The sequence below is a fragment of the Amycolatopsis sp. NBC_00355 genome, assembly GCF_036104975.1.
Classification (GTDB): domain Bacteria; phylum Actinomycetota; class Actinomycetes; order Mycobacteriales; family Pseudonocardiaceae; genus Amycolatopsis.
Window position 1 is genome coordinate 7,201,835 of the sequence record NZ_CP107982.1, and the last position, 12,951, is coordinate 7,214,785.

Consider the following 12,951-nt stretch of genomic DNA (forward strand, 5'->3'; position numbering starts at 1 on the left):
CTACCGGCTCCCGAACAGGTCGTCCGCCGGGATCGGCCGGCCGAGGTGGAACCCCTGTGCCTGGTCACAGTCGAGCCTGCGGAGCAGTTCCAGCTGCTCCGCGGTCTCGACGCCCTCGGCGATGACCGTCAGGTCGACCGCGTGGGCCATCGCGATGATGCTCGTGACGATCGCCTCGGCGTCGCGTGATTCGGCGATCCCGGTGATGAACGAGCGGTCGATCTTGAGGGTGTCCAGCGTCAGCCGGCGCAGCTGTGCGAGTGACGAATATCCGGTGCCGAAGTCGTCGATCGCGAGCAGCACTCCCAGGGATCGCAGTGCTGCCAACACTTCTCCGGCGGCTTCCTGGTCGCGCATCAACGCGCTTTCGGTGACCTCCAGGCAGAGCGCGCTGGCTGGCAGCCCGGTGCTCGCGAGCGCGTCCTGGACCGCGGGCACCAGGTGCGGGTCGTCGAGCTGACGCGTGGAGATGTTGACCTTCAGCGTCAGGTCGAGCCCCTGGTTCGCGCGGCGCGAGGCGAGTTCGCGGGTGGTCGCGCGGAGCATCTCCTTGCCGATCACGTTGATCAGGTCGCTCTCCTCGGCCAGCGGGATGAACTCCGCCGGGGAGATCGGGCCGAGCCGGGGGTGCGTCCAGCGCAGCAACGCCTCGACCGCCACCATTTCGCCGGTCTTCAGATCGACCACCGGCTGGTAGGCGGGCCAGAGCTGGCCCTCGTGCACGGCGTCGCGCAGGTCCTGTTCCAGCTGCAGCCGCCGCTGCATCCGCTCGCGCAGGCCGACGTCGAAGACGTGGTGGCGGCCCCGGCCGAGCGTTTTCGCTTGGTACATCGCGACATCCGCGTCACGCAGCAGGTCCTCGGCGCTGCGCTGGTCGGCGGCCTCGACGAGCACGACGCCGATGCTGGCGTCGAGGTGCAGCTGCCGCCCGAGCACGCCGATCGGCTCGGCCATCGCGGCCCGCAGGTGCTCGGCCAGGGCACGGACCTCGCCGGGCTCCGTGACTTCGTCGGTGACGACCACGAACTCGTCGCCGCCGAGCCGGCCGACGAGGTCGGCTCGGCCCGAGCCGCGTCGCAGCCGCTCGCCGACGATCCGCAGCACCTGGTCACCGACCGAGTGCCCGAGGGAGTCGTTGATGACCTTGAACTTGTCCAGGTCGAGGAACAGCACGGTCGCCGGGCCGCGGCGGCCCCGGACGTCGAGGCGGTCGAGCACCAGCGTCCGGTTCGCCAGCCGGGTCAGCGGGTCGTGGGTGGCGTCGTGCGCGAGCCGCGCGCTGATCGCGCGGGTTTCGCTGATGTCGGTGAACGACGTGACGACCGTGGCCGCCGTCGGGTCGTCCGGGTCGAGCAGCCGCGAGGTCAGCGACACCCAGACGTCGCGGCCGTCCGGCCGGCGCAGGCGCACGACCAGGCCGTTGTGCGTGACCCCGGTCCGCCGCGTCTCCACCGACGGCATCTCGTCCGGCGGGATCCACTGCCCGGACTCGGTGAACAGCACGAGCGTGTGGCACGGGACGCCGATGAGGTCGGTTTCGGCGACGCCGAGGATCCGGCACGCCGCCGGGTTCGCCGCCTCGATGAGCCCGGCCGGGCCCATCACCAGCACGCCTTCGTCGAGTGACGCGACGACCGTGCGGTAGTTCTGTTCGGCCCGCCGCCGCGCGGTTTCGTCCGCGCAGACGAGCACCCAGCCGTCGTTCATCTCAGCTGCCGAAACCCGGACGGTGAGCGGCGCGCCGTCGCGTCGCCGGTGCACGGCCTCGGCGACGCCACTGCGGCGCAGCTCCAGCGGCGCGCCGATCAGCTCACTCGCCCGGCGGCCGACGGCTTCGGCCGCGGTCCACCCGTAGACCGTCTCGGCGGCCGGGTTCCAGCTGGTCACGACACCTTCGCCGGTGGTCGCGATCAAGGCGTCGCTGACGTGCGACACGAGGGCGGCCTGGTAGCGGAGGGCGTCGGCGGCCGCCTTCTTCGCGGTGATGTCACGCATGACGACCTGGTAGGCGTTCGTGGCCGTGCGCACGGTCTGCGCCTCGACGGCGAACTTGCTGCCGTCCAGCCGGGACATCAGTGCTTCGACGGGCTCGGTCGCGGCGCCCGGTTCGGCCAGCAGCGCGAGTTTCTCCAGGAGCGCGGGCCGGGAGTCTTCGTCGACGAAGTCCGTGAACCGGCGGCCGACGACCTCGTCGGCGGAGCAGGCGGCGAAGGCGTCCAGGGCGGCGCGGTTGGCGTAGGTGACGACACCGTTCTCGTGGACGCAGATCGCGTCCGGGCTCAGCTCGACCAGCCCGGCGAGGGAGTCTGCCTCCATGAGCGTCCGTCCCCCATGCTCCGCGGCTGTGGCCCGTCGATTACACCACCGACTCCGGCCCCTGCATACCCGCCGGAATCCGGGCTCGGCCTGCGGATGCGCGACGCAGCCGCGGGCCCCAGAACAGCAGCCCGAAGTGCGCGGCGACGGCGTGGCCGAGCAGCGTGACGACCGAGTCGAGGGTCGTCGGGTCGTCGCTGAGGTAGATCACCGCGACGAACGCCTCCATCGCGGCCAGCGCGAGGAGCCGCGTGCGGCCGCGAAGCAGGAAGACCAAGGCGCCGGCGGTGGTGAAGAAGCCGTAGCTGACGCCGATGTCGAGCCAGTGCCCGGCCGAGCTCGGCAGGACGTGCGCGCTGATCAGCCCCATCACCGGCAGTTCGGTGACGAGCGTGGCGAGCACGTGGCCGGAGAAGAACACGGTGGCCGCGCGGCGGATGCCGAACCGCCGTTCCAGGGGCGCGACGGCGATCGCGAAGATGAGGACGTAGACGAGCCAGCCTTCGTCGGCCAGCCAGAGCGCGCTGGTCAGCAGCGAGGTCAGCGGCCGCCGCCACAGGTTGTGCGCGTCGGTGCTGGACAGCCGCAGGAGCCGGTCGGTCAGCGCCGAGTCGGCGAACCGGAGCAACAGGGTCGTGCCGAGCAGGAGGACGAGATAGCCGAAGGTGAACGGCGTCGTCCGCGGGTTCGGGATGAACCGGACGAGCTGTCGCCACTTCCGCCGTGCCGGACCCGCGAGGTCGAGGACCCGCGGTTCGGCTTTCAGCAACATGGATTCAGCTTCGCCGGGCATGCTGGGATTCTCCCCAACCGCAGCTGTGAAACCCCTGTGGATAGTCACTGACCGTCAGATTGCACAGCACGTAACGAATTTTTGCCGGTACCTCACCCGTTCGGGTGCTTTGTGCGGTAAAAATACCGCCGTGAACGACGAGGTATCGGTTGCCGAGCTGCTCGTGCGCGAGGGTTGGGGCGACCGGCCGGTGCAATCGCGGTGGCGGGTGGTCGCGGTGATGCTCGCCGTCGTCATCGGCTGCGGGGCCGCCGCGGTGCTGGTCGCGTTCAGCAGTGGCCAGGTGCGCCAGGACGCCGCCCCGGTCGACCAGATCAAGGTCGTCCCGATGCCGCAGCGCACCACCGGCCTCGGCGGCGCGGGCCAGGCGACGGACTCGCCGAACGACGGCGGAGTCGGCGGGGGCACCGGCGGCGACGTCGTCCCCGGCACGCACGAGGGCACCGTCACCGAGGTGCCGGGGACGACGTCGGATACGCCGAGCAGCACCGAATCCTCGAGCACGACCACCACGACGCCGACCGGCGGCGGCCCGGGGGTCACGGTCACCTCGACCACGACGACCCCGGCGGGCGTTCAGTCGCCGCCGCCCCCGGCGAGCTCGGCGCCGCACCAGATCACGTGCATCCTGATCATCTGCTGGTGATCAGGCGAGCTGCTGGTTGAGGTCGCTGAAGTCGGACGTGTTCCAGCGTTCCGGGCGCATCGTGATGGCGATGTTGTGCCCGTGGGTGGCGTCGGTCGCGTCCGTGTAGGCCTCGCTGACACCCGGCGGCAGGTAGCGGGCGGCGACCTCGTGGCGTTCCTCTTTGGTCATCGGCCACGTCTTGACGACCGGCCCCTCGACCGAGACGTACTTGTAGACGCCGTCCTGCTCCTGCACGCACAGCGCGAACCGGCCGGCTTCCTCGATCAGCCGGGTCTTGCGCAGTCCGGGTGACGTCATCACCATGACGTCCCCACCCGGCTCGTAGCGGTACCAGATCGGCGTGGTCAGCGGCGCGCGTCCGGGCTCGGCGGCGACGCTCAGGACGCCGACGCGCGGTTCGGCGAGGAAGGCTTCGCGCTGTTCGCGGGTCAACTTGCGGGCCATGGGTCCCAGCTCCTTAAGGCAATCTGATTTGCCTTAAGGGTACGCAGACGCGCCTCGTTAAGGCAAGTGTGTTTGCTTTAGGATGGCCCCATGACCCGACCCGGCGGCCGCAGCGCCCGCGTCCGCGACGCGGTGCACGACGCCGTCATCGAGCTGCTCGCCGCGGGCGAGATCGACGCGGCGATCCCGAAGATCGCCGAGCGCGCCGGCGTCAACCCGACGAGCATCTACCGCCGCTGGGGCAGCCGCGACAACTTGCTGCTCGACGCCGCCGTGACGCGCCTGCGCTCGACGTCCCCGATCCCGGACACCGGCTCCCTGCGCGGCGACCTGACCGGCTGGGCGGACGGCGTCGAAAGCGCGATGCGCGACCGCCACGGCCAGATCCTGCTGCGCGCGCTCGTCGCGACGATGGCCCCGGAACGCGAACCGGTGGAGTACCTCCGGGCCCGCGGCGACGACCTGCAGCAGACCCTCGACGCGGCCGCGGCGCGCGGCGAAGCGGTGCCGGAGGTCCAGGACGTGCTGGACCACGTGCTGGCGCCGCTCTACCTGCGCGTGTTGTTCCGACTCCCGGTCGAGCCGGGCGTCGGGGCGCAACTCGTCGAACGGCTGCTCAGGACTCTTTGAGCATGCTTTAGCCGGCGCCTCGGATGGTGGTCAGGGCCCTGATCGCCGCTTCGCGAGCTACATCGCACGGGTCTTTCTTGCCGACGTTGGCTTGCGAGAGCGTCAAGCCGACGTCGAACACTTCCTGATCACTGGTTCCCACGGCGACGGAACAGACTCCTTCGGTATCCCTTGCGTCGTAGACGCCGTACGCGACAACGGGATAACCGTCGATCGATTCCAGTGGCGTGAACAGCGCGTAGCGGGTGCCTTTGTCCTTGTAGAAGCTGGTCAGGCCCGCCGTAGCGGCCTTGTCGAAAACCAGGCGGACCAGGGGGCGGCTGGCATCGGGCGGATTCCACGAGCAAGCGGGTCCGGCAGGCGATTCGAGGTCCGGTCTTGTCTGGACTGCGGAGCCGATCAGCTCTCCGGCTTGCCTCTCCGAGAGCGCCTCGCAGGGAGACCGGCGGAACCGCGAGAGGTCGACCGGCGATTCGACCTTCGGTACTCCGGGGCCCGGCACCTGATCCGCTGTGTCCGGAGTCGCGGTCTGACCGGCCGAGTCGCTCGACGCCTGCGGGGTGCCGCGAGTGGTACCGGTGCACCCGGTCAGGATCAGTGCCGCGACACCGACAATGGGCAGAACGCGGCGCATCAGGCGAGGCCTTCCGGTTTCTCGGCATTGCCCTGGCTCGCGTATTCGAGCCCGGGTCCTTCGGTCCGCGCGATGCGTTCCGCGTCGATCCGGTCGTCCTGGGCCAGTTGCCGCCACTGCTTCGCCAGTTAATGCAGGGTCTCGGCGGAGTACTCGAACCCGCCGCCGGTGCTTCTGTGACTTCACAGTGTCTCCGACCGGGCACGTTGAGTTAACCGACGTCGGGGAGATTACCAGGTTCCTCGCGTCGGCCGAGGTGGTTGAACAGCAGGTTCAGCACGAAGGCCAGTACCGCTGTCACCGTGATCGAGCTGCCGCCGATCGTCTGCAGCCAGGCCGGGAAGTGCTGAAAGATCTTCGGCGCGAACGCCGGCAGCAGGCCGACGCCCAACGCCACCGCCACGACAAAAGTGTTGTGGTTGCCGGAGAACTCCACCGTGCGGAGGTTCTGCGCGCCGACCGCGGCGACCATCGCGAACATCACCACCGCGACGCCGCCGACCACCGGCTGGGGGATCGCCGCGATGAACGCGCCGATCTTCGGGACCAGGCCCATCAGCACCAGGATCCCGCCGGTCACCGCGACCACCCAGCGGCTGCGCACGCCGGTCATCCGCACCAAGCCGACGTTCTGCGCGAAAGCCGTGTCGGGGAAGGAGTTCATCACGCCGCCGAGCACGGCCGAGAAGCCGTCCGTGGCCAGGCCGCGCGCGAGGTCGGAGTCCGTCGGCGGGCGGCCGGTGATCTCGCCGACGGCGATCATGTCGGCGGTCGACTCGGTGAACGTCACCAGCATGACCACGCACATCGACAGGATCGCGGCGACCGGGAACGTCGGCGCGCCGAAGTGGAACGGCGCCGTGAGGCCGAACCAGCCGGCCGCGCTCAGTCCGTCCCAGTGCACCAGCCCCAGCGGGATCGCGACCACCAGCCCGATCGCCAGGGCCAGCAGCGGGCCGATCTGGTTGGCGAACCCGCGCAGCACCCGCGTGAACAGCACGAGCAGCGCGAGCACGCCGAACGCGAGCAGGATGTGCGACAGGGCCGCGTAGTCCGGCGCGGTCGGGTCGTTGCCCGCGATCAGTCCCGCGCCCGGGCCGAGCAGGGAGACGCCGATGACGAGCAGCAGCGTCCCGGTGACCAGCGGCGGGAAGAAGCGGATCAGCTTCGCGAACGGCTTCGCGATGAGCAGCCCGAACACTCCGGACGCCAGCATCGCGCCGTAGACCGCGGGCAGGCCGTACTGCGACGCGATGAGGATCATCGGGTTGACGACGCTGAACGTCGCGCCCGCCACCACCGGCAGCCGGATGCCCAGCAGCTTGCCGATGCCGATCGACTGGATCAGCGTGGCGATGCCCGCGACCAGCAGATCGGCGTTCACCAGCAGCCCGATCGTCGCCGCGTCGAGCTTGAGCGCGCTGCCGACGATCAGCGGCACCGCGACGGCGCCGGCGTACATGATCGACATGTGCTGCAGGCCGAGCAGCGCCAGCCGGCCGGCGGGCAGGCCCTGGTCTACCGGGTGGACCTCGGGTTTCGTCATCAACAGCCCCCTTTTGCCGTGCCAGCCAACGCGGTGCGGATGACGGTAGCAAGTCGCCGCCGTCATGATCGTGTTTCCGGGGGTGCGGCGGATCGGGCCGCGATGTGTGACCATCGGTGCATGACATCGGGCGGTATTTCCCAGGTGGGCCCGCCGTTTCGCGCCGATCACGTCGGGAGCCTCCTGCGGCCCCCGGTGCTGCGCGACGCGCGACGGCGGCACGAAAGCGGTGAGATCGGTGCGGAGCAGCTCTGCGCGGTCGAGGACGACGCGATCCGTGACGTGATCAAGATGCAGCGGGCGGCCGGGCTGAGCTCGGCCACCGACGGCGAGTTCCGGCGCGCCTCGTGGCACATGGACTTCATCTACGCACTCGGCGGCATCTCCAAGAGCGACGAACGGCTGCACGTCAAGTTCCACAACCTGGCGGGCGACCTCGAGTTCAGCCCGCCCGGCTTGCAGGTCGACGGCAAGGTGCGGCTCGAGGAGCCGATTTTCGCCGACCACTTCCGGTTCCTCCAGTCCCATGTGGACCCCGGTGTGACGCCGAAGCTGACCATCCCGTCGCCGAGCATGGTCTACTACCGCGGTGGCCGGGCGGCCGTCAGCGAGACCGTCTACCCGGACCTGGAAGAGTTCTTCACCGACCTCAGCGCGGCGTATTCCGCGCAGGTCGCCGCGGTGCACGGTCTCGGCTGCCGCTACCTGCAGCTCGACGACACGAGCCTCGCGTACCTGAACGACCCGGCGCAGCGCGAGCTCGTCAAGCGGATGGGCGGCGATCCGGACACCCAGCACCTGCGCAACATCGCGACGATCAACGCGGCGCTGGCCGGCCGTCCGGACGACCTGACCGTGACGACGCACTTGTGCCGTGGGAACTTCCGGTCGTCGTGGGCCGCTTCCGGGAGTTACGAGTTCGTCGCGGAAGCCGTGTTCGGCGACCTGGCCGTCGACGGGTTCTTCCTGGAGTACGACGACGAACGCTCCGGCGGCTTCGAGCCGCTGCGGTTCGTGCCGAAGGACAAGAAGGTCGTGCTCGGGCTGGTCACCACCAAGCGGCCGGAACTGGAAGACCCGGACGTCCTGGTGCGGCGGATCGAGGAGGCGTCGCAGTACGTCGACGTCGACCGCCTTTGCCTGTCGGGACAGTGCGGGTTCTCCTCGACCGAGGAGGGCAACGACCTCACCGTGGACGACCAGCTGCGGAAGCTGGAACTGATCGTGAAGACGGCCGACCGCGTCTGGGGCGGCCACTGATGATCACCTGCGTCGTCGACTACGTCATCGACCCCGCGAAGATCGCCGATTTCGAACGCTTCGCCGCCGCGTGGATGCGGTTGGTGCAGCGCGAAGGAGGCGTCCACCACGGCTACTTCCTGCCCTCCGAAGGGGCGAGCGACGAAGCGCGCGCGTTGTTCAGCTTCGAGAGCTTCGCCGCGTACGAGCAGTACCGGACCCTGTTCGGCGTCGACCCGGACTTCATCGAGGCCGACAAGATCCGCGAGGACAGCGGTTGCGTGGTGCGCTACCGGCGGTCGTTCATGCGGCCGCTGCTCCCGGACGACGAGCTCTGACGTGCGGCGCCGCCCCGGGCGAGTCCCGGGGCGGCCCCGTCGACGACCGGTGCTCGCGGGTTGCGGCTCTTCCCGCCGGTGCGAAGACTGATCCCATGCGACACAGCGCGCAGCGGCCGCCGTCCGTGGTCGACCGCGTCCTCGACCTGCTGGGCGCGTTCTCGGCTGAGCGGCCGCAACTCACGCTGTCCGAGCTGAGCCGCCGCGTCGGGCTGCCCCTGTCCACCACCCACCGGATCGCCGGCGAGCTGACCCGGCGCGGTGCGCTCGTCCGCGACGACGCCGGCGCGTACCGCGTCGGGCTGTGGCTGTGGGAGGTCGCCTCCCTCGCGCCGCACGGCGCGGAACTCCGGGAGAGCGCGATGCCGTTCCTGGAGGACCTTTACGAGGCCACGCACCAGAACGTGCAGCTCGCGGTGCTCGACGGACCCGAGGTCGTCTACGTCGAGCGCATCTCCGGCCGCGGTGCGGTGAACGTCCTGACGCGGGTCGGTGGCCGGTTGCCGGCCCATGCGACCGGTGTCGGCCAGGTCCTGCTCGCGCACGCGCCGGCCGACGTCCAAGCGGAGGTCGTCGAGAGCCCGCTGAAGATGTTCACGCCCAAGACGATCAGCTCGGAAGGCGAACTGCGGCGGGTCCTGGCCGACGTCCGGCGCAACGGGTACGCCATCAGCGACGGCCAGATCGAGCTGATCGCCCTCTCGGTGGCGGCCCCGGTCTACGGCTCGGACGACGAAGTCGCGGCGGCGATTTCGGTGGTGGTCCCGGCCGAGGGCACCGACCCGCGGACGCTGGTTCCGGCCGTGCGAGCGGCGGCGCGGGGGATCTCGCGCGTGCTGGGCGCGCCGCGGGCGTTGCGGACGAGCGGCGAACCCCACTGATCGACTCCTCGACGAGCCGAGCGGGTTGTGCTCAGATGAAACCATGGGTGAGCAGGGAGTGAGCACGGTTCTCGTCGTCGGCGCCGGGCAGAGCGGGTTCCAGGCCGCGGCGTCGCTGCGCGACCGGGGCTTCGACGGCCGGGTCGTGCTGGTCGGGGACGAACCCGGCGTGCCGTACCAGCGGCCGCCGTTGTCGAAGGCCTACCTGGCCGGGACCGCCGGGCTCGACCAGCTGCACCTGCGCGGCGAGGACTTCTTCGCCGAGAAGGGCATCGAACTCGTCGACGCGCGCGTCGCGTCCCTCGATCGCGCCAAGCAGGACGCGACCCTCGAAGACGGCACCAAGCTCGCCTACGACCAGGTCGTCCTGGCCACCGGCGCGCGCAACCGGGCGTTGCCGGTGCCCGGCGCGGACCTCCCGGGCGTGCTGGCCCTGCGCACCCGCGACGACGCCGACCGGCTCCGCGCATCGCTTTCCGGCGCGCGGGACGTCGTCGTGGTCGGTGGCGGCTTCATCGGGCTCGAGTTCGCCTCCCACGCCGGCCGGCCGGTGACGATCGTCGAGGCGCAGGACCGGCTGCTCAACCGCGTCGCGTCGCCCGAGATCTCCGCCTACTTCGCTTCGCTGCACCGCGAGGCCGGGCACACTGTCCTGCTGGGCCAAGGGGTTTCCGCGCTGCACGGCGACGAGCGCGTCCGCGAGGTCGAGCTGTCCGACGGCACGCGCCTGCCCGCCGATCTCGTCGTGGTCGCCGTCGGCGTCGTGCCGGAGACGACGCTCGCCGAGGCCGCCGGGCTGGACATCGCGAACGGCGTGGTCGTCGACGCGCACCTGCGCACGTCCGACCCGCGGATCTTCGCGATCGGCGACTGCGCGAACTTCCCGTGTGTGCAGGCGGGCGCGGCGACCCGGCTGGAGTCGGTGCAGAACGCCGTCGACCAGGCCCGGTGCGTGGCCGCGGCGCTGACCGGCACCGAAGAGCCGTACGCGAGCCTGCCGTGGTTCTGGACCGACCAGTCGGGCGCGAAGCTGCAGATCGCCGGGATCCTCGACCGCGCCGACCGGACGGTGGTGGCGGGTGATCGCGAGGCGGGCAAGTTCTCGGTGCTGTCGTTCCGCGACGACGTCCTCATCGCGGTCGAGTCGGTGAACCGCCCGGCCGACCACATCGCCGCGCGGCGGCTGTTCACTGCCGACCCGCACCCGGCGTACGCGGACCTGGAAGCGAGCGGGTTCGACCTGAAGGCGCACCTGAAGGCGCGCGTCGCCTGAGATCGTCAACTCGCGGTTGACGCACCGAGTGCGTCAACCTACAGTTGACGGCATGAACCTGCCTGACTACTCCGTCAAACTCGACGACCTCATCACCGCCATCAAGAGCAACAACGACCAGGACGCCCTCGCCCAGCTCTCCGACGCCGTCTACATGGGCGAGCACCTCGGCGACGTCGCCGACCACCTCATCGGCCACTTCGTCGACCAGGCCCGCCGCTCCGGCGCCTCCTGGACCGAGATCGGCAAGAGCATGGGCGTCACCAAACAGGCCGCGCAGAAGCGGTTCGTGCCGAAGGTGGACCCGGGCGGTGACGCCTCCGGCGCGATCGAGCGCGTCTACGGCCGCTACACCGACCGCGCGCGGCACGTGATCGTCGCGGCCCAGAAGGCGGCCATCGACCACCGCAGCCCGGCGATCGACACCGTGCACCTCGTGCTGGGCCTGCTCACCGAGCCCGCGGCCCTCGCGGCGGGCGCGATCCTCGCCCAGGGCGTCACCCTGGAAACCGTCCAGGAGACCGCCGAAGCCCAGCTGCCCGAGCCGGCCGGCGAGGTCCCCAGCCCGATGCCGTTCAGCCCCGGGGGGAAGAAGGCTCTGGAGCTGACCCTGCGCGAAGGCTTGCGGCTCGGGCACAACTACATCGGCACCGAGCACATCCTGCTGGCGCTGCTGGAGCAGGGCGAAGGCGTCGGCTTCCAGGTGCTCGACGGCCTCGGGATCAAGAAGGACAAGGCGGAGGAGAAGATCGTCGCGGTCCTGACGGAGATCCTCGCCGCCCGGGGCCAGTGAGGTTCCTCTGCCTGGCCGCGTTGCTCGCGCTGGTCCTGGTGACGCTGCTCTGATCGGGATGGACCAGGGGGTCTTCCCGCTCAGGCACCCCGAAAGTCCGTGAAGGCCACCTTGAGGGACTCTAAGTCCCTCAAGGTGGCTCGGATTCATGAGGTCATCGCAACACCACCTCAACGAAAGGTGGGATTGCAGATGGCGCGAGTGCATCGCTGGCTGCCGAGGTCGGTGCAGCTGGAGTTCTGGGACCAGGTCCGGGCCGGGACGGCGGCGAAGCCGGCCGCGCAAGCGGCCGGCTTCGCCCCGACCACCGGAGTGCGGCTGTTCCGTCAAGCTGGCGGGGTGATCAGCAATGCACCCCGCCAGCCCGGCCCGCTCCGGTTGAGTATCGCTGAACGGGACGAGATCGCCTGCCTGAAAGCTGCAGGCCACGGCCCCCGCGCCATCGGCCGGGCGATCGGACGCCCGGCCTCGACGGTGTCACGGGAGCTGGCCCGCAACACTGGCCTGACCGGCGCGTATCGGGCCAGCTCGGCCCAGCACCGCGCCGACGACCGCGCGAAACGACCGAAGGTCGCGAAACTCCGGGCCGACCCGGTGCTGCGGAAGATCGTGCAGGCGGGGCTGGACCGCAAGTGGTCACCCCAGCAGATCTCCGAGAGACTGGTGCTGGATTTTCCTGACCGGCCGGAGATGCGGGTGTCACACGAAACGATCTACCAGTCGCTGTATGTGCAGGGCCGGGGTGCGCTACGCCGGGAACTGACCACCGCGCTGCGGACCGGGCGGGCGTTGCGAATGCCACGACGTCAAGCCCAGGCCCGCCGGGAACGACCCTCGGGCCGGATCCAGGACATGGTCAACATCAGTGAACGGCCGGCTGAGGTCGCTGACCGGGCCGTTCCGGGGCATTGGGAAGGGGACCTGATCCTGGGCAAGGACAACAAGTCGGCGATCGGGACGCTGGTGGAACGCCAGACCCGGTTCGTGATGTTGCTGCACCTACCCGACGGACGGGACGCCGCCACCGTCGCGGCGGCGATGACGGAGATGATCGCGGCGTTGCCGCCGTTGCTGCTGGGCTCGCTGACCTGGGATCAGGGCAAGGAAATGGCCCATCACCGGAAGATCACCGTGGACACCGGGTTGGAGATCTACTTTTGTGACCCGCATTCGCCGTGGCAGCGGGGCAGCAACGAGAACACCAACGGCCTGTTGCGTCAGTACTTCCCGAAAGGCACCGACCTGTCCCAGCACAACGCGGCGGAGTTGGTGCGGGTGGCCGAAGAGCTGAACGGGCGGCCGCGGGAGACCCTCGGCTGGCGAACACCAGCCGAGGTCCTCACGGCGTTACTGTTGGATCAGCAGACACCAGGTGTTGCAACCACCGCGTGAATCCGCCTGGCCTTCACGGACTT

At 70.0% G+C, this 12,951-nt stretch carries 13 protein-coding genes; 8 read left to right on the forward strand and 5 right to left on the reverse strand.

The genetic code is table 11. The features are described 5' to 3' along the window. On the reverse strand, nucleotides 1-2,316 hold the full coding sequence (locus OHS18_RS32930; protein ID WP_328613471.1) for a sensor domain-containing protein: 2,316 nt from the start codon (nucleotides 2,314-2,316) through the stop codon (nucleotides 1-3). Nucleotides 2,317-2,356: 40 nt separating this feature from the next. Then, entirely contained in the window at nucleotides 2,357-3,088 is a 732-nt protein-coding gene (locus tag OHS18_RS32935; protein ID WP_328613472.1) for a rhomboid-like protein, read from the reverse strand. A 151-nt stretch (nucleotides 3,089-3,239) separates the two neighbouring features. On the opposite strand from OHS18_RS32935, the gene OHS18_RS32940 reads away from it, so the two are divergent. Then, nucleotides 3,240-3,755 carry a hypothetical protein gene (locus OHS18_RS32940; protein ID WP_328613473.1) on the forward strand — a complete coding sequence of 172 codons (516 nt, stop codon included), beginning with the start codon at nucleotides 3,240-3,242 and terminating at the stop codon, nucleotides 3,753-3,755. Here OHS18_RS32940 and OHS18_RS32945 read toward each other — a convergent pair whose 3' ends face one another. Further along, nucleotides 3,756-4,202: a pyridoxamine 5'-phosphate oxidase family protein gene (locus OHS18_RS32945; protein WP_328613474.1), complete on the reverse strand. Its 447-nt coding sequence runs from the start codon at nucleotides 4,200-4,202 to the stop codon at nucleotides 3,756-3,758. A gap of 90 nt (nucleotides 4,203-4,292) precedes the next feature. Here OHS18_RS32945 and OHS18_RS32950 point away from each other — a divergent pair, with 90 nt between their 5' ends. Next, complete coding sequence (locus OHS18_RS32950; protein WP_328613475.1) at nucleotides 4,293-4,832, forward strand: TetR/AcrR family transcriptional regulator; 540 nt, start codon at nucleotides 4,293-4,295, stop codon at nucleotides 4,830-4,832. A gap of 7 nt (nucleotides 4,833-4,839) precedes the next feature. On the opposite strand, the gene OHS18_RS32955 is transcribed toward OHS18_RS32950, so the two are convergent. Together OHS18_RS32955 and OHS18_RS32960 are read right to left on the reverse strand one after the other, a co-directional pair. Beyond that, nucleotides 4,840-5,466 (reverse strand): DUF3558 domain-containing protein, encoded by a 627-nt coding sequence (locus OHS18_RS32955; protein ID WP_328613476.1) that lies wholly within the window; start codon nucleotides 5,464-5,466, stop codon nucleotides 4,840-4,842. A 211-nt stretch (nucleotides 5,467-5,677) separates the two neighbouring features. After that, nucleotides 5,678-7,012, reverse strand: coding sequence for a nucleobase:cation symporter-2 family protein (locus tag OHS18_RS32960; protein WP_328613477.1), 1,335 nt, complete (start codon nucleotides 7,010-7,012; stop codon nucleotides 5,678-5,680). 120 nt (nucleotides 7,013-7,132) lie between these two features. On the opposite strand from OHS18_RS32960, the gene OHS18_RS32965 reads away from it, so the two are divergent. The 6 genes from OHS18_RS32965 (at nucleotide 7,133) to OHS18_RS32990 (ending at nucleotide 12,928) form a co-directional block, all read left to right on the forward strand. Beyond that, nucleotides 7,133-8,272 carry a 5-methyltetrahydropteroyltriglutamate--homocysteine S-methyltransferase gene (locus tag OHS18_RS32965; protein WP_328613478.1) on the forward strand — a complete coding sequence of 380 codons (1,140 nt, stop codon included), beginning with the start codon at nucleotides 7,133-7,135 and terminating at the stop codon, nucleotides 8,270-8,272. Then, complete coding sequence (locus OHS18_RS32970) at nucleotides 8,272-8,589, forward strand: NIPSNAP family protein (RefSeq protein ID WP_328446000.1); 318 nt, start codon at nucleotides 8,272-8,274, stop codon at nucleotides 8,587-8,589. Before OHS18_RS32965 ends, OHS18_RS32970 begins: the two co-directional genes overlap by 1 nt. A 95-nt stretch (nucleotides 8,590-8,684) precedes the next feature. After that, nucleotides 8,685-9,470 carry an IclR family transcriptional regulator gene (locus OHS18_RS32975; protein WP_328613479.1) on the forward strand — a complete coding sequence of 262 codons (786 nt, stop codon included), beginning with the start codon at nucleotides 8,685-8,687 and terminating at the stop codon, nucleotides 9,468-9,470. Between the two features lie 58 nt (nucleotides 9,471-9,528). Continuing rightward, a complete protein-coding gene (locus tag OHS18_RS32980) occupies nucleotides 9,529-10,743 on the forward strand; it encodes an NAD(P)/FAD-dependent oxidoreductase (RefSeq protein ID WP_328618619.1) in 1,215 nt (404 codons plus the stop codon). Nucleotides 10,744-10,795: 52 nt separating this feature from the next. Then, nucleotides 10,796-11,536, forward strand: coding sequence for a Clp protease N-terminal domain-containing protein (locus tag OHS18_RS32985; protein WP_328613480.1), 741 nt, complete (start codon nucleotides 10,796-10,798; stop codon nucleotides 11,534-11,536). A gap of 192 nt (nucleotides 11,537-11,728) precedes the next feature. After that, complete coding sequence (locus OHS18_RS32990; RefSeq protein ID WP_328618564.1) at nucleotides 11,729-12,928, forward strand: IS30 family transposase; 1,200 nt, start codon at nucleotides 11,729-11,731, stop codon at nucleotides 12,926-12,928. The last annotated feature ends 23 nt before the right edge of the window (nucleotides 12,929-12,951 follow it).